The organism is Exiguobacterium sp. UBA1053, assembly GCF_002316465.1.
Taxonomy (GTDB): domain Bacteria; phylum Bacillota; class Bacilli; order Exiguobacteriales; family Exiguobacteriaceae; genus Exiguobacterium_A; species Exiguobacterium_A abrahamii.
This window is the reverse complement of record NZ_DCDO01000003.1, coordinates 211,547-228,458: the sequence shown is the minus strand read 5'-3', so window position 1 is coordinate 228,458 and position 16,912 is coordinate 211,547. Positions and strand designations below refer to the sequence as shown.

Here is a 16,912-nt window from a genome sequence, read left to right as displayed (position 1 = left end):
AAGGGAAGCGACGTGTTCGCTAACGATAGAGGGGACGAATGTGGATGTATACAGATGAACAAATCATCGAAAAAGCCAATGAAATCGCCAAAATGATTTCAGAGACACCGGAAGTAGAACGATTCAAAGCGGCAGAAGCCAACATCAATGGGAATGAAAAAGTCCAAAAGATGATGAAACAAATCAAGTTCCTTCAAAAAGAGGCAGTCAACTGCCAACATTACGGCAAAACAGAAGCACTCGCACGTGTCGAAGCGAAGCTCGATAAATTGTTCGCTGAGCTTGATGAGATGCCTGTCGTCCAACAGTTCCAAGAAACGCAAGAAGAAGTCAACGGACTTCTCCAATACATCACGGTGACGATCTCGAACGGGATTACGGATCAAATCATCGAAGCAACGGACGGAGACGTTCTTGCAGGTAAGACAGGTAGCGGCATGGAAGCAGAAAACAAAAGCGGCGGTTGCGGCTACTAATCACGAAATGAACGAAAAGCCGACGGACATCCGTCGGCTTTTTCGACGAATGAGGTGGAAGAATGGAAGCAGTACACAACACACCGATGATGAAACAATACTTCTCGATTAAGGCAGATTATCCGGACGCTTTCTTGTTTTATCGGCTCGGAGATTTTTATGAATTATTTTTTGAGGATGCCAAGAAAGTCGCCCATGAACTGGAGTTGACGTTGACGGCGAAAAACGGTAAAAACGCGGAGCATCCGATTCCGATGTGTGGCGTGCCTCATCACGCAGCGAACGGCTACATCGAACAGTTGATCGAGCGTGGTTATAAAGTGGCGCTTTGTGATCAAGTCGAGGATCCAAAGTTGACGAAAGGACTCGTCAAACGCGAAGTCATCCAAGTCATCACACCGGGAACGTTGATGTCTGCGTTGACGGAAAAAGAGAATCGGTACCTAGTAGCGGTCGTCGAACAGGACGGTCGTTTTGGGATTGCCCGCGGTGATGTCTCAACAGGTGAGAGTGCCTTGACAAGCGTTGCAACACTCGATGGTGTAATCAAAGAATTAAGCATTATCTTGCCACGGGAAATCATCGTCACGACAGAGGAACATGAGACGGCACTTGCGTCCTTACGGATCCCGCTAACGCGTAGTTCACGACGCGAGACACATCCACATGGAGATCGCGCGATTGATACAGCCCAAGCGGAAGCCTTTGCTGTCCTCTATGCCTACATGCACGATACACAAAAACGAGCGTTGACACATCTGCAACCAGCCATTGTCTACGAAGCGAGCGATTTCATGCAACTCGAACCGAATACGGTCAAGAATCTTGAGCTCGTCCGCTCGGCACGGACAGGAGACAAAAAGGGTTCGTTGCTTGGTCTGCTTGATGTGACAGGTACAGCGATGGGTGGACGGATGCTGAAACGCTGGCTGGAAAAACCGTTGTTATCGGAACGTGTCATCACCGAGCGGCTCGACGCTGTCGAGGAACTGTTGCAACACTATTTCGAGCGTCAGCAATTAAAAGATACGTTACGCGAAGTCTATGATCTTGAGCGACTCGTCGCAAAAGTCGGGTATGGAACAGCGTCAGCGCGTGATCTCGTTCAATTGAAGTCAACGTTGCGTTTGATTCCCCGTATCCAATCAGCACTTGAAGAGATGATGAGCGAACGTCTCGGTCAGCTCAGTCTCGGACTCGATCCACACGACGAATTGAGCGATCTACTCGATCGTGCGTTCGTTGAAGCCCCACCGATCTCAACGAAAGAGGGCGGGATGATCAAGTCCGGTTATTCCCCAGACCTCGACGAGTTACTTGTCGCTTCAAAAGACGGCAAGACGTGGCTTGCGACACTCGAAGCAAATGAACGAGCAGCAACCGGCATCAAGACGTTGAAGATCGGTTACAACCGTGTCTTCGGCTATTACATCGAGGTCTCGCGTGCGAATGCCAAGCTGTTGCCAGAAGGACGGTATGAACGGAAGCAGACACTCGCCAATGCTGAGCGTTATATCACACCGGAATTAAAAGAAAAAGAAGCGCTGATCCTTGGTGCGGAAGAGAAGAGTGTCACGCTCGAGTACGATCTCTTCTGTGGAGTGCGTGACGAAGTCAAAGGACATATCGAAAGCTTGCAACGGGTCAGTCGCCGGATCGCGGAACTCGACGTCCTCGTCGCACTGGCTGAGATTGCTGAGACGCATGACTATGTCCGACCAATCACGACGACCGGACGAACGGTTGATATTCAGCAAGGACGTCACCCGGTCATCGAGACAGTCTTACCGCGCGGTGAATACGTCGCGAACGGGATTACCTTAAACGAAGGACGCGAGATGCTGTTGATCACTGGACCGAACATGTCCGGTAAATCGACCTATATGCGACAGTTCGCCTTGATTGCTTTATTGCATCAAATTGGCTCGTTCGTACCAGCTGCTCAAGCGGAACTGCCGATCTTCGATCAAATCTTCACCCGGATCGGGGCAGCAGACGACCTCGTCAGTGGACAGTCGACATTCATGGTCGAGATGGTCGAGACACAAGAAGCCTTGACGCGTGCAACGGACCGGTCGTTGATCCTGCTTGATGAAATTGGTCGCGGGACCTCGACGTACGACGGGATGGCACTCGCACAAGCAATCGTTGAACACATCGCCCGGCACGTCGGGGCGAAGACGCTATTTTCGACCCATTATCATGAACTGACGGTGCTCGAAGAATCGATTGATCGATTAGCGAACGTTCATGTCCGTGCCGTTGAACAAGATGGGCGTGTCGTCTTCTTACATGAAGTACGCGACGGAAAAGCCGACCAATCGTACGGAATCCATGTCGCACGGTTAGCTGATTTACCAGATAGTCTGATCGAACGGGCGCAAGTCCTCTTGTCCGAGTTCGAGCAGTCTGAGCCTGTTCCGGTCGCAGCACCTGTCAAAGCTCCTGTTCAGGAGGAGCCGGTTGATCAACTCAGTCTGTTCTCAGAAGCGGATCCGCTGCGTGAGACGATGGCGAGTCTTGATTTAATCAACATGACGCCACTCGAAGCATTGAATACGCTGTACCGCCTACAAGCCGAAGCGAGAAAGTGAGGAGAATGCAGTGGGAATCATTCGTGAATTATCCGATAGTTTAGCGAACCGGATCGCTGCGGGAGAAGTCGTCGAACGACCAGCGTCGGTCGTCAAGGAACTGGTTGAGAACGCACTTGATGCCGGTGCGACCCAAATCGATGTCGAACTCGAAGAAGCCGGAATGAAACGGATGACGATCCGCGACAACGGACACGGGTTTTACCCGGATGACGCTGAACTGGCTTTCGTCCGTCACGCGACGAGTAAGATTAAGGACGAGCATGACTTGTTCCGAATCAAGACACTTGGTTTTCGCGGAGAGGCACTTGCCTCGATCGCGTCCGTCAGTAAAGTGACGTTGAAGACGAAACGTGAGGACGCGGAAGGGATTCAAGTGACGCTGGAGTACGGGACGGTCGTCGAACGGACGCCAGCAGCAATGAACCGGGGAACGGAATTGACGGTCGAGCATCTCTTCTTCAACACACCGGCTCGATTGAAGTATTTGAAGACGACGCATACGGAGCTTGCGGCGATCACGGACGTGTTGAACCGGATGGCGTTCGCCCATCCGGACGTCAAGCTTCGGGCTACCCATGAAGGGAAGACGTTAATTCAGACGAACGGATTAGGAGACGTCCGGCAAGCGCTGGCGAGCGTCTACGGTCATCAAACGATCCAAGGGACGTTGGTCGCAAAAGGTGCGAATGCCGATTATCAATTGACGTGTCATCTCGTCAAACCGGAAGTGACCCGTGCCTCAAAGAATTACATCACGTTGATTTTGAATGGACGTTCGGTCAAAAACTTCGCCCTGACGCAAGCGGTCTTGAACGGTTACCATACGCTCTTACCGATTGGGCGGTATCCGATTGCAGTCATCGAGGTGACGATGGATCCACTCCTGATCGATGTCAACGTCCATCCGGCGAAACGAGAAGTCCGTCTTTCAAAAGAGATGGAGCTCTGCCAGTTGATCCAGGAGACAATCAAGATGACGCTCAGCCGGGAGACGCTGATTCCGAAAGTGACGCCATCGAAACCAAAAAAGGATCCGAGTAGCCAGGAAAAACTCGATTTTTCTTACGTCGCGGAACCAGTCGAAGAAACGTCATCGCGAGCAGTTTGGAATTATCCGATTCCGAAAAAGCCGCAAGAGGACGATCGACCACCTGAAGTGAAATCATTACCGTTTAGCAACGAGGATGATCTGTTCGAGCCCATCGAACCGGTCAAACAGGAGTTTGTCGAACCGATTGAGGAACCACCCGCGCGTCCGCGCTTTCCGCATCTCGACGTCATCGGTCAACTCCATTCATCCTATATCGTCTGTGCCGGGGAAGACGGGATGTATATGATTGATCAACATGCAGCACAGGAGCGAATCAAATACGAGACGTATAAGGTCATGTTCGGTCGACCACCGGAACAACGACAGCAATTGCTCTTGCCGTATACGTTTGAAATCTCGTCGGATGATATGAAACGGATGGATGAGGTCCTTCCGTTGCTAAAAGACGTCGGCATCGAGTTCGAACCATTCGGTCCACAAAGTTTTATCGTTCGAGAAGTTCCGACCTGGTTCCCATCCCATCGGCAGGAAGAGACGATTCAGGAATTACTCGATGAAGCCTTGATGAAGCGAAAAATCGATCTTGAGACGTACCGGGAAGATGCCGCCATCATGATGGCATGTAAAAAATCAATCAAGGCGAATCATCCGTTGAACGATGAGATGATGCGCCGGTTGATTGACGATCTAGCGAAGACGGAGATGCCGTTCACGTGTCCACACGGACGTCCGGTCATCATCGAATGGACGACGTATGAACTTGAGAAGTTATTTAAACGGGTCATGTAATCATGAAGAGGAGACGATCCCATTCAGGTGTCGTCTCAGATTAAAAAGGGAGCTGACTCAAAAGTCAGTTTCTGTAAAGAATGACGTGTCACACGCAACTCCTACAGGAACAGGCGCATTTATGCGCTATCAGAGACAAACAAGACCCGATTTTCTGCTTGAATGAAGCAAGAAAACTGGCTTGTGTCTCGCCTGAGGAAAGAGCGTGAAAAGACGCGTCATTCTTTTTTGGAGTCAGCCCCTTTTTGTTCGTCTCGAATCATTTATTGTACTGATACACGACTGACTGGTTTTTGTTTGTCCTAATACAAAAAAGGTATGGATTTTCATGAGAACGGTTACTTCAGTTGATTAACTAGATTTCATTGATTGTTGAAGGAAAGAGGCGGATAATAAGACCCGAAACTGTTAACAAGGGGACCTTTATCATGCTTTCACGCGTTATGCGTATCATTCAAATCATTGCTCAAATCGCACTTATTTTTTGTTTTTCACTCAGTGGGGACTGGGTGAGCGAAACTTTCCAGTTACCATTACCCGGTAACATCATCGGCTTGATTCTTCTGTACGTGACGTTAAAAAGTCGACTGCTTCCTCTCGTCGCTGTTGAACGGGGCGGAACCTTTCTGCTGTTCGTCATGCCGTTATTCTTCGTTCCAGCACTGTCCGGAATCATGGATTATACGGCATTCCTTCGAACATCTGGTCTTCAAGTCGTGTTGATCGTCGTCGTCAGCAGCCTGCTGACGTTAGTCGGATCAGCGTATATCGTCGATCGCTTGGCACACCGAAAAGAGGCAGTGACCCCACATGAGTGAGACACTTTTTTGGATCATCCTGACCATTCTTTTATTCAGTGGCGCAATGTTCCTTTATCAACGTCATCCTCGTGTCTGGACGTTACCGATCCTGACGGTGACGGCTGTCCTGATCGTAATTCTCGTCTATAGCGGCGTCTCACATGCAGAATACATGCAGGGTGGACAATACTTGTCGAAGATGCTCGGTCCAGCGATCACGGCATTTGCGATTCCGCTCTACCGGGTCCGGCATCACGTTCGCCGTTTTCTACCGGAAATCGGGCTTGGTGTTTTGCTTGGAACATGTATTGCAATGAGTTCAGATCTGTTACTCGGTCTGCTACTCCATCTTGAGCGGACGACGAATCTTGCCTTGTTACCCAAATCGGTCACTTTACCCGTTGCCTTAGCGATTTCACAAAAAGCTGGCGGGACGACAACGCTGACGGCTGCCTTCGTTTTATTGACAGGATTGACAGGATCAATCGTCGGACCAAAATTAATGACGGGCTTGAAGATTCGTCACTTCGTCAGCCGTGGGGTTGGACTAGCCTCGATTGCCCACGTCATGGGCGCGACGAAATCGATGAGTCTTGACCAACGGGAAGGGGCGGTCGGTCTGCTGACGATGGTCTTGACGGCCGTCTGTGCCAGTGTCATCGCACCGTTTTTAATCACATGGTTATATGGGTAAACACTCTGTTTTTTAAACGGAGTGTTTTTTTGTAACCGATTGAAACTTGTCGACCACTTTTGCAGTATAGTACAACAGAAAACAGGGTGGAGGAGAATCAGATGATCATTTGGATTAACGGTACGTTTGGCGTCGGGAAGACGACGGCAGCAAAAGGGCTACAACAACGCTGGAGCGGATCACACATCTTTGATCCAGAGGAGACAGGCTATTTTTTACGAGCGCAACTGCCGGAAAACAAGGATGATTTTCAGGATGAGCCGTTGTGGCGTGCGTTCAATCGACAGCTCCTCGAGCAGCTCGATACGGAAAAGGCGCGGATCATCGTACCGATGACATTGACGAATCCAGCGTACTTTCAGGAAATCATCGGGACGTTACGAGCGAACGGTCATGACGTCCGTCATATTGCCTTGATGGCGAAGGAGACGACTGTCAAACGTCGGTTGATTAGCCGCTTCGAGCATCCGAATTCATGGGGTGGTCAACAGGCAGAACAACGCTTACGTCAACTGACCGATCCATTGTTCAGTCAACAGATCGAGACGGATGATCTGACGAAAGGACAAATCGTCGATGCGATTGCCCTCGTGACCGGGATTGGACTCTCGCCTGCCCGACCATAAAGGATTCAAGAAAGATGTTTCCGGGAATCATTAGATGATAATAGATGAGGAGGAAACAATCTTGAACGAAGGGCAACTTATTGCTAGGAGGATTTATGAATATGAAACACTGGATGACTGAGAAATTGGGCAGACAGTTGATGGCGATTTTTTATAGTGTCTTTGCACTAAGTGTCATCACATCGGTTGCCAGTTATTTATACGTGGATAATGCAGACGGTCGGACGAAGGAACAAGTACTCGACCAGTTACAAAAGACACAATGGTTCTGGTTCTTGAACTTGATGATATTTTTATTTTGTCTATTGTTCATCGTTCGCCCATTGATTCATCGGGTGACGTCACAACTCCGCGAATTAAACGTCAAGAGTCGTCGCCTTGCAGAAGGCAAGTCGATTTCGCTCGAGCATGATGTCGACAGCCATAATGAAGTCGGTCAATTAACGGCATCATTTTACCAGATGGCACGGTCGATCTCATCACAACATGCGGAATTGTCAGCTAAGAATCAAGAAATGGAACACAATCAGGAAGTATTGAAGCAAAAACAGAACGAGCTTGAGCGTGCTCTTGAATTGACGCGGACGAATGAACTCCATTTGCAGGATCGGAATGAACTGATCGAGACGCTTGCTTCAAAGGAGAGTTTATTCGATTATTCATCCGTCATCAGTACGATCGTCCGGTTGACGAAGACGGAATTCGGTGCTCTGTTATTGATCAAGAATAATGAAATCGCTCAAGTCGTTCCAAAAGAAATGACAGAAGAACAACAAGAGAGTCTGAAGACGGAGTCGTTACTACTAAAGCGAGTCATGATTTCAAAGGAAACCGCACATTCCTCAAAAAAGGTCGCGAACGACGATCTCATCAAGTATCCGTATCACGTCTATGAAGGTGTCATTCCGATCATGGATCCAGCAAAAGAAGAATTGATTGCCTGTCTCTATCTAGCACGGTTTGACGCACCATTCAACCAGCAGGATCTAGCGGAACTGGAATCGTTCTCGAAACAAATCGCGATCTCATTGATGCGAATGTCACTTTACGAACAGATGGAATACGAACGAAAAGAGACGGCACAACTGTTGAATTCCGTTCGGGAAGCGATTCTCTACATCAAACACGAAGAGAAGACGATCTTAGGAAATCAGGCGTTATTCGATATCTTCCAGTCGTTACAAGTCGAAGAAGACAACGATTCGATGACCTTCCTCGAAGTCCGACCGGAAACGATGTTCGAGCAGATGGACCAAAAGGAAGCGTTTGAAGCATACTTTGAAGAAGTCTTATCGGGTGAGATTCCGGAGGGCATGTTCTCCTTGTCGATCGACCAAGGTGAATACTTCATTCAAGTCTATGCCGAAGCCATTGCGCACGGGGGACATTCAAAAGGAACGATTCTCGTCTTCCGTGACGTCACGGCTGAGACAGAAGTGGACCGTGTGAAGTCGGAACTCGTCTCAACGGTATCGCATGAACTTCGAACACCGCTCTCTTCAATTTATGGCTTTACGGAGCTCATGTTGAAACGGGATTTGGATCCTGAGCGGAACAAGCGATACTTGCAGACGATTCACGATGAATCAAAACGTCTGACCGATCTCGTCAGTGACTTCTTGAACGTCCAGCGGATGGAGTCAGGAAAGCAAGAGTATGACAAACAAATCTTTGACCTGAAAGAAATCGTCAAGGAACAAATTCAGTTTTATCAAGCAGCGACGGAGCAACACAGTCTGCAGCTTGATTTGAATGATGAACAGGACTTCATGGTCGAGGCAGATGCGAATAGCATGAAACAGTTACTCGGTAATCTCTTGAATAACGCGGTGAAGTACTCACCGGACGGCGGGGATGTCGTCGTGACGATGACCCACCAGCACAATCAGATCGAACTCAGCGTTCGTGATTTCGGGATCGGGATTCCGAGTCATTCGATGCCGCATCTATTCAGTAAGTTTTATCGGGTCGACAACTCAGACAGCCGAAAGATTGGCGGGACAGGTCTTGGATTATCGATCTGTAAGGAAATCGTTCGCGCACATGATGGCAATATCGAAGTCGAATCGATCCTTGGAGAAGGAACGGTCTTCCGGGTCAAATTGCCGAGTGCGACAGACGCGTTACTCGAAGCAGAATGAAGAGACGAAGAAGAGGCGATATCATGCGCCTCTTCTTTTTTGTCGTTTCACGTGTGAGATTCGTCCAAATTCATGCGTTTGGCTAAAACGAGTAAGATGCAGACATTTGAACGATAAATCGAACAGATTGATGACAGAACGGCTGAAACAGTTGAAAAAATCGTAAATTGTGCAGGGATTGCGAACGTTTCTGTACTCTCGCTATAGTGATTACAAAAAAGCGTGAGAGGAAGAAGTATCATGGAGAGCTTAGAAGCGTTACTCACACCACCGCAAGATATCGAACAAGAGAATGCAAACATTGATGGCAAAACACCGCTTGCGAAATTACAGCGGATTGCTGGGGAAGCAGCGCGGCAGATGATGCGACGACATCTCGAAGCAGATGTCTTGGAGGCGCTTGACGACAACATCTTGTATATCCACGACGCCGATTATTACGTGACCGGTACGACGACGTGTGCTCAGATTCCGCTCGGTCAGCTACTCTCGAACGGATTTCAGACGACACACGGTTCAATCCGACCAGCGCAAGACATCCGTTCCGCCCTCGCCCTTGCAGCAATCATCGTCCAGGCGAATCAAAACATGCAGCATGGCGGACAAGCCTTTGCGACCTTTGACGATGATATAGCACCATTCGTCGAAAAGACCTACCAACGCGAATGGACCAAACTAAACGCCCTTGTGCCGCATTGGAAGCGACGCAAGCGGGAGCGGCGCGCATGGCAGGAGACGTATGAAAAGACGTTTCAGGCGTGCGAAGCGTTCATCCATAATACGAATTCGATGCATTCACGCGGTGGGGGACAAGTGCCGTTTTTATCCGTCAATTATGGAACGAATACGACGCAGGCAGGGCGGCTCTTCCAGCGCGCCTTGCTGACAGCGACGGAACGTGGGTTAGGAAGAGGGGAGACGCCGATCTTTCCAATTCAAATCTTTAAAGTCAAACAAGGCATCAACCTGTCACCGACAGACCCGAACTACGATTTGTTTCAACTTGCCACCCGCGTGACAGGAAAACGATTGTTTCCGAACTTTGCGTTTCTTGATGCACCATTCAACCGTCAGGAGCAACCGGGGGGAGCCGAAGTCGCGTACATGGGATGCCGGACCCGTGTGTTTGAAGATCGTGGAGACATCCCGTCCGTCACAGGTCGAGGCAACTTATCGTTTACGAGCATCAATCTCGTCCGTTTGGCACTTCAGAGTCAAACCGTCGATCAAATGTTCGAAGCCGTCCAAGAGACGACAAGACTTGCATGCCGGCAACTCATCGCGCGTTATGAGTTCCAGGCAAGTCGAACGGCTGACGCGTTTCCATTTTTATATCAACATGTCTGGAAAGACGGTGAGACGCTAAAAAGTACGGATCAGGTGGGTCCGGTCCTCAAGCACGGGACGTTAGCGGTCGGCTTCATCGGTCTCGCGGAATGTTTGACCGTTTTGACGGGCAATCATCATGGGTATTCCGAACTGGCACACCAGATTGGTATTGCCTTGATTCAAGCGATGCGAACGGTCATCGACAACTATGGCGAGATGACGGGATTGAACTTCAGTTTACTGGCAACTCCAGCTGAAGGGTTATCAGGTAAGTTCACACGTCGTGATGCCAGTGACTTCGGTGAAATCAAAGGAGTGACCGATCAGCCGTATTACACGAATTCCTTTCATATCCCTGTCGATGCGCCCGTGACGATCCGTGAAAAGATTCAACTCGAAGCACCGTTTCATGCATTATGTAATGGTGGACATATCACCTATGTCGAGACAGATGGCGCACTTGCCGGAAATCCACAAGCGATTGAAGACATCGTTCGTTTGATGGCGGAAGCTGGAATCGGCTATGGGTCAATCAATCATCCCGTCGATCGTTGTCTTGATTGTCGAACGGAGCAGACAATCGAGGATCAGTGTCCGGTTTGCGGAAGTAGATCAATCGAACGGATTCGACGCATCACAGGATATCTCGTCGGTACACTGGACCGTTGGAATGAGGCAAAACGGGCTGAAGAGCAGAATCGGGTGAAGCACGATGTTACGCGTTCTCTCCCTTCATCCTGATTCTGTCGTTGATGGACCCGGTTTGCGAACGGTCCTGTTTCTTGCCGGTTGTCCACACCACTGTGTCGGCTGTCATAATCCGTCCTCCTGGGATCCGGCAGGTGGAGTGGATTGGACGATTAAAGAAACAGTGGAACGGATTCAGGCGATCGGAAATCGTCGTTTAACATTATCCGGCGGCGAGCCGATGCTTCAAGCGGCAGCACTTGTGCAACTTCTCGAACAACTTGGACCAGATTATGACGTCATTTTATATACTGGCTATGTACTAGAGGAAATCTTACAGCGTCGACGGTGGCATCCACTAATACTGCGACTAGACGGACTCATCGATGGTCCGTTCATCCTGTCGAAACTCGACCGAACGACACGTTTTCGGGGCAGTACAAATCAACGAATTTATGATCGACAGCAACTGCAAAAAAGAGTGTTACACAAAAACAAAAACTCCCCCGTCTCATCAGACAGGGGAGAATCAGATCATGCATATTTTTGTTCTTGATCGACGGATTCGACGACTGCGAGTGTCGTCGTCCGTCGTTTTTTGATGAAGAACGATAAGATCAATGCCGCGAGTGCAAGTAACGTCGCGATGAAGAACGTATCATTGATCCCTTCGATCATCGCTTGCATCTGTAACCATTCCGGATTAGCAGCTTCTGGTTGTGAAGCGAATTCCGGGACGTGATGCTTCGTCCGCGACGTCATGATCGTCACGAGCAGACCTGAACCGATCGCACCCGATACTTGTGACAATGTATTGTTCAATGCCGTACCGTGTGGCGTCAAGTGTTGCGGAATATGGTTCAATCCGTTCGTCATGACGGGCATCATGACCATCGAGATTCCAAGGAAACGTAGCGTATACATGATGACGAGGAACGCGTATGACGTATCCGCAGCGAGCTGACTGAACGAGAAGGTCGTTAAGACCGTCAGTGATAAGCCGATGATCGCAAGGATCCGGGCACCGAATCGGTCGAACAGACGACCTGTGATCGGTGACATGATTGCCATGACGATCGCACCCGGTAACATCAAGAGACCAGAGTGAAACGGTGAGATACCGCGAATCGTCTGGATATAGATCGGCATCAAGATCATGGCGGAGAACATCGACATGTTCAAGACCATCGAAATTCCTTGCGATAAGGCGAACATCGGATAACGGAAAATCCCGAACTCAAGCATCGGTTCTTCGAGCATGAATTGACGTATAATGAAGGAAGTCAGACTGATCACACCGATGATCAATGATCCGATGACCGTCCAAGACCCCCATCCGGCTGAACCAGCGGAACTAAATCCATACAGCAATCCACCGAAACCAAAGCTTGAGAGAACGAGTGAAAATAAATCGAGTTTGAGAGTGCTACGAACCGTCTCTTTCTTCAACAAGAAGGCACCCGTGAAGAGCACGAGTAATGCGATCGGTGTGACGAGATGGAACAACATCCGCCATTCATAGTGTTCAAGAATCCAGCCAGACAATGTGGGTCCGATGGCTGGGGCGAACGTGATGACAAGTCCGAAGATGCCCATTGCTTGTCCGCGTTTCTCGATCGGGAAACCGGTCAAAAGAACGTTCATTAGCAGTGGCATCATGATCGCAGAACCAGATGCCTGCATCATCCGCGCACCGAGTAGAAGCGGGAAGACGTGTGCTTGTCCAGCGATGATCGTACCGAGTGAGAACAGCGTCATCGCCGTCAAAAACAGTTGACGTGTCGAAAACTTCTGGACAAGGAAGGCCGACGTCGGAATCATGATTCCGTTGACGAGCATATAGCCCGTCGTCAACCATTGGGCAGTGCTTGCCTGAATACCGAAGGATCCCATGATCGACGGTAAGGCGATATTAAGTAACGTTGAGTTCAGGACCGCAACGAACGCACCTGCCATAAGGACAGTTAAAATTAAATAAAGTCGTGATGATTGCTTGCTTGATTGCATTTCGTTATGCTCCTTTTGTACTATGAGTCTAAAATGTTAGACTTGAATTCTATAACTAACTTGGCTATCTTACCAGGCTAAGTCGAATGAATTCAAATTATTTGCTTCATACACTAAAATAAGTGGTTGTTAAACCATTGCAATCATTTGAACAGAAAAGGACAAGACCATGAATCCAAAAAAGAAACAACTACTAGATGCTGCCTATCAGCTATTCGTCGAAAAAGGTTATCAATCGACGTCCATCCAGGACATTCTTGAGCACAGTAACGTTTCCAAGGGAACGTTCTATAACTATTTCTCCTCTAAAAATGAATTATTCATCGATGTATTTAATACCGTCTTTGAAAAGATGCGGACGGCGCGCAAAGAAATTCTCGTCGGACGAGATGTTTCGGATTATGAGACGTTCATCCAACAAGGTAACTGTTACTTGGAACTGATGCAAAAATATAAATTGTATACGTTGTTCGAAGAGGCGATTGCTTCGAATGAAAAAGAACTGAAGACGTTCATGGAGAATAACCGTCTTCTTGAAATCGAATGGACGTTTGAACGATTACGTGATTTATTCGGTCAGACGAAGGAACCGTATCTTCTAGATTTAGCGGTCATTTACACGGGGATGTTGCAATATGCGATGTACTTCTTCCGTCAATCCGAACCGAACACACAACCGGAACGGGTCGTCCGTTATGTATTCAATCGATTGACGCATCTCGTCGAAGACGTCAGTCGGACAGAAGAACAGTTGATTCCCCCGCGCTTCCTATCCGTTTGGCTCGATCGTCCACAAGATGAAGTCGTCATTCGGAAGGATTTGTTCGAGAAGACGAGTGCGCATATGAAGCGCTTGATTACCTTGTCATCGATTTCCGATGAATCGAAGGAAGCCCATGAAGAGGTTCTTGATTTCATCTATGAAGAACTACTCGAACGGAAGAAACCGAAAATTCATCTTCTACGCCGTGCACTCGAGACGATGGACGAAGATCCGGTCTTTGCGGGTCAGGAAATCATGGCGACCTATAAGGCGATGGTCGATGAGATTGCCCGTGTGCGGACCAAAACTTCCTAAAAAGGTTGCTTTTTGAAACTAATCGGATTACACTGAGACCATTCATGTTAGAAAAGGGGTCTCAATCATCATATGTTTACTCAATGGAAAAAAGAGTGGTTCCTGCAACCAAAAGCGGATTTGCTATCCGGAATCGTCGTTGCCTTGGCACTCGTTCCGGAAGCAATCGCGTTTTCGCTGATCGCTGGCGTTAATCCGATGGTCGGGTTATACGCTTCCGTCATCATTGCGATCGTCATCTCGATTGCCGGCGGTCGTCCCGGAATGATTTCAGCTGCGACCGGTGCGATGGCACTCGTCGTCGTCCAGCTCGTCAAAGACCATGGTGTCGACTATTTACTAGCTGCCGGTATCCTTGCCGGAATTCTACAAATCGCGTTCGGATTTTTAGGGATTGCTAAGTTATTACGATTCATTCCTCGATCCGTCATGGTCGGATTCGTCAATGCTTTAGCGATTTTGATTTTCTCGGCACAACTGCCGCAGTTTGAAGGTCAGAACTGGATCATGTACGCAATGGTCGCCGCATCACTCGCCATCATCTTGTTATTCCCACGCGTGACGAAAGCGATTCCGGCACCACTCGTTGCGATCACGATCATGACGGTGTTGACGGTCGTCTTCTCACTCGATACACGAGTCATTGGAGACATGGGACAAATCGAAGCGGCGTTACCAAGCTTCTTCTTGCCGGACGTCCCGTTCTCACTTGAGACGCTCCAAATCATCTTCCCGTATGCTTTGTCACTTGCATTCGTCGGTTTGATCGAATCGTTGCTGACAGCACGAATCGTCGATGAGATGACGGATACGACGTCAAACAAAGCAATGGAATCACGCGGACAAGGAATTGCGAACATCATCGCTGGTATGTTCGGTGGCATGCCGGGCTGTGCGATGATCGGTCAATCGGTCATCAATGTCACGTCCGGTGGGCGTGGTCGATTGTCGACGTTGACAGCGGGTGTGTTCCTGATGCTGTTGATGTTTACGATGAACGATCTATTGATGACGATTCCAATGGGAGCACTCGTCGGCGTCATGTTCTTCGTCTCGTATGCGACGTTTGACTGGGGATCATTCAAGATGCTCAAGACGTCACCGAAGAGTGATTCTGCTGTCATGCTCGCAACCGTTCTCGTCACCGTATTGACGAACGATTTATCAATGGGCGTTCTTGTCGGAATCTTGCTTGCTGCGTTATTATTTGCGTCAAAAATTTCTCGTATTCAAGTCGAGCGAAAGGAGCAAACAGATCGAGTCCGTTATACGATTCGTGGACCGTTGTTCTTTGCATCGACGACAGCATTTGCAGAACAGTTCCAGCTCGAAACTGATCCATCGTCCGTCATCACGCTCGATTTCTCGGCGTGTCACTTGTTTGATGATTCTGCCATCGAAGCGATCGAGAACGTCGTCTTGAAATACGAACGACTTGGAAAAAAAGTTGAACTCGTTGGATTGAATGAAGAGTCGCAGGCTCTTGTCGATCGACTAGCTCAACGGATTGCATAAGAGAACAGGAAGAAAATATGAGGAAGCGGTCGGCATCGTGTCGACTGCTTTTTTGTTTTCTTCTGATTGACGATGAGAAGTGCGCCCATTGATTGGTTTCGCTATACTAAAAACAAAAGGGGGCAGTTAAGATGAAATGGTTTCGATTTGAGCAAGAAGGAAAAGTAGGCATCGGAGTTGAGCAGGATGGGGCTACATATGATGTGACGGCACAAGTCTATACGGATTCATTGTTTGAAGTGATTTCACGTGAGTTCGATGTTGACCTTGATTTAGATATCGCGCCACTACTTAATGGAGATGTTCGAAAACTGGCACCGTATGTTCCAGCACGAAACGTCATCTGTGTCGGCAAAAACTATGCCGATCACATCAAAGAGATGGATACGGCGGGAGCGGGGAAATTCGTCTTGTTCACGAAAGCACCGACGTCGATCGTCGGACCGTTCGAACCGATCGAACGGCATGCGGATTTGACACAGCAACTGGATTATGAAGGTGAACTCGCCATCATCATCGGCACGACGGGGCGTGATCTGACACCTGAGAATGCACTTGATCACGTGTTCGGCTATAGTATCGTCAATGACGTGACAGCGCGGGATTTACAAAAAGAACACGTCCAGTTCTTCCGTGGTAAATCGCTTGATGGGTTCTGTCCGTTCGGACCGGTCATCGTCTCAGCGGACAGCTTTGATCCAAGTGACGTCCTCGTCGAGACGCGCGTGAACGGGCAACTCCGACAGTCGGGATCAACGGCCTTGATGTTGCGTGATGTCGTGACGATTTTAGTTGAAGTGTCGCGCGGAATGACGCTTGAAGCAGGGGACATCATTGCGACAGGAACTCCAGCTGGTGTGGGTCACGGCATGAAACCACCGGTCTACCTTCAGACAGGGGATGTCGTCGAGGTATCGATTGAAGGAATCGGTCGCCTGCAAAATGAAGTCCAGTGAACGAAGATGACCGAAATGATTGAATTTCATTCACCGCTTTCCACATTACTTTGGAAAGCGGTGTTTTATTTTGCGAAATACATAGATAATTTGAAAAATGATTGATTTTATTCGATAAAACAGTCATCATATGACCGTTTTTGATGTATAATGAAACTATAAGGAC

The 16,912-nt window shown here is 48.7% G+C and carries 13 protein-coding genes; 12 read left to right on the top strand and 1 reads right to left on the bottom strand.

The genetic code is table 11. The annotated features are described in order from the left end of the window. The first annotated feature begins 38 nt into the window (after positions 1-38). The 9 genes from B3G15_RS02155 (at position 39) to B3G15_RS02115 (ending at position 11,746) form a co-directional block, all read left to right on the top strand. The gene (locus tag B3G15_RS02155) at positions 39-476 is read left to right on the top strand and encodes a RicAFT regulatory complex protein RicA family protein (protein ID WP_023467714.1); all 438 of its coding nucleotides are present in this window, start codon (positions 39-41) and stop codon (positions 474-476) included. 62 nt (positions 477-538) lie between these two features. Further along, on the top strand, positions 539-3,070 hold the full coding sequence (gene mutS / locus B3G15_RS02150) for a DNA mismatch repair protein MutS (RefSeq protein WP_290715139.1): 2,532 nt from the start codon (positions 539-541) through the stop codon (positions 3,068-3,070). A 10-nt stretch (positions 3,071-3,080) separates the two neighbouring features. After that, a complete protein-coding gene (gene mutL, locus B3G15_RS02145; RefSeq protein ID WP_290715136.1) occupies positions 3,081-4,913 on the top strand; it encodes a DNA mismatch repair endonuclease MutL in 1,833 nt (610 codons plus the stop codon). Between the two features lie 428 nt (positions 4,914-5,341). After that, positions 5,342-5,731: a CidA/LrgA family protein gene (locus B3G15_RS02140; protein ID WP_050677344.1), complete on the top strand. Its 390-nt coding sequence runs from the start codon at positions 5,342-5,344 to the stop codon at positions 5,729-5,731. Next, positions 5,724-6,407: an LrgB family protein gene (locus B3G15_RS02135; RefSeq protein WP_023467718.1), complete on the top strand. Its 684-nt coding sequence runs from the start codon at positions 5,724-5,726 to the stop codon at positions 6,405-6,407. Before B3G15_RS02140 ends, B3G15_RS02135 begins: the two co-directional genes overlap by 8 nt. A 101-nt stretch (positions 6,408-6,508) precedes the next feature. Then, the gene (locus B3G15_RS02130) at positions 6,509-7,033 is read left to right on the top strand and encodes an AAA family ATPase (protein ID WP_064300224.1); all 525 of its coding nucleotides are present in this window, start codon (positions 6,509-6,511) and stop codon (positions 7,031-7,033) included. Positions 7,034-7,134: 101 nt separating this feature from the next. Then, entirely contained in the window at positions 7,135-9,174 is a 2,040-nt protein-coding gene (locus tag B3G15_RS02125) for an ATP-binding protein (protein ID WP_064300223.1), read from the top strand. Between the two features lie 240 nt (positions 9,175-9,414). Then, positions 9,415-11,244 carry an anaerobic ribonucleoside triphosphate reductase gene (locus B3G15_RS02120; protein WP_290715128.1) on the top strand — a complete coding sequence of 610 codons (1,830 nt, stop codon included), beginning with the start codon at positions 9,415-9,417 and terminating at the stop codon, positions 11,242-11,244. Beyond that, a complete protein-coding gene (locus B3G15_RS02115; RefSeq protein ID WP_064300221.1) occupies positions 11,216-11,746 on the top strand; it encodes a 4Fe-4S single cluster domain-containing protein in 531 nt (176 codons plus the stop codon). Before B3G15_RS02120 ends, B3G15_RS02115 begins: the two co-directional genes overlap by 29 nt. Here the strand turns inward: B3G15_RS02115 and B3G15_RS02110 are convergent. Continuing rightward, entirely contained in the window at positions 11,725-13,197 is a 1,473-nt protein-coding gene (locus tag B3G15_RS02110; protein ID WP_023467723.1) for a DHA2 family efflux MFS transporter permease subunit, read from the bottom strand. The two genes, B3G15_RS02115 and B3G15_RS02110, sit on opposite strands and share 22 nt — an antisense overlap. A 169-nt stretch (positions 13,198-13,366) precedes the next feature. Between B3G15_RS02110 and B3G15_RS02105 the strand changes: the two genes are divergently transcribed. The 3 genes from B3G15_RS02105 to B3G15_RS02095 all read left to right on the top strand — a co-directional run bounded on the left by B3G15_RS02105 (position 13,367) and on the right by B3G15_RS02095 (position 16,746). Next, positions 13,367-14,275 (top strand): TetR/AcrR family transcriptional regulator, encoded by a 909-nt coding sequence (locus B3G15_RS02105; protein ID WP_035398167.1) that lies wholly within the window; start codon positions 13,367-13,369, stop codon positions 14,273-14,275. 72 nt (positions 14,276-14,347) lie between these two features. Then, a complete protein-coding gene (locus B3G15_RS02100; RefSeq protein ID WP_023467725.1) occupies positions 14,348-15,790 on the top strand; it encodes a SulP family inorganic anion transporter in 1,443 nt (480 codons plus the stop codon). 131 nt (positions 15,791-15,921) lie between these two features. Further along, complete coding sequence (locus B3G15_RS02095; RefSeq protein ID WP_064300220.1) at positions 15,922-16,746, top strand: fumarylacetoacetate hydrolase family protein; 825 nt, start codon at positions 15,922-15,924, stop codon at positions 16,744-16,746. The last annotated feature ends 166 nt before the right edge of the window (positions 16,747-16,912 follow it).

Excerpts from the sequence above, each read along its gene's own strand:
- B3G15_RS02095 (WP_064300220.1), top strand. The coding sequence starts at position 15,922 with ATGAAATGGTTTCGATTTGAGCAAGAAGGAAAAGTAGGCATCGGAGTT.
- B3G15_RS02110 (WP_023467723.1), bottom strand. The coding sequence starts at position 13,197 with ATGCAATCAAGCAAGCAATCATCACGACTTTATTTAATTTTAACTGTC.
- B3G15_RS02100 (WP_023467725.1), top strand. The coding sequence starts at position 14,348 with ATGTTTACTCAATGGAAAAAAGAGTGGTTCCTGCAACCAAAAGCGGAT.
- B3G15_RS02155 (WP_023467714.1), top strand. The coding sequence starts at position 39 with ATGTGGATGTATACAGATGAACAAATCATCGAAAAAGCCAATGAAATC.
- B3G15_RS02140 (WP_050677344.1), top strand. The coding sequence starts at position 5,342 with ATGCTTTCACGCGTTATGCGTATCATTCAAATCATTGCTCAAATCGCA.
- B3G15_RS02135 (WP_023467718.1), top strand. The coding sequence starts at position 5,724 with ATGAGTGAGACACTTTTTTGGATCATCCTGACCATTCTTTTATTCAGT.
- B3G15_RS02120 (WP_290715128.1), top strand. The coding sequence starts at position 9,415 with ATGGAGAGCTTAGAAGCGTTACTCACACCACCGCAAGATATCGAACAA.
- B3G15_RS02125 (WP_064300223.1), top strand. The coding sequence starts at position 7,135 with ATGAAACACTGGATGACTGAGAAATTGGGCAGACAGTTGATGGCGATT.
- B3G15_RS02105 (WP_035398167.1), top strand. The coding sequence starts at position 13,367 with ATGAATCCAAAAAAGAAACAACTACTAGATGCTGCCTATCAGCTATTC.
- mutS (WP_290715139.1), top strand. The coding sequence starts at position 539 with ATGGAAGCAGTACACAACACACCGATGATGAAACAATACTTCTCGATT.
- B3G15_RS02115 (WP_064300221.1), top strand. The coding sequence starts at position 11,216 with ATGTTACGCGTTCTCTCCCTTCATCCTGATTCTGTCGTTGATGGACCC.
- B3G15_RS02130 (WP_064300224.1), top strand. The coding sequence starts at position 6,509 with ATGATCATTTGGATTAACGGTACGTTTGGCGTCGGGAAGACGACGGCA.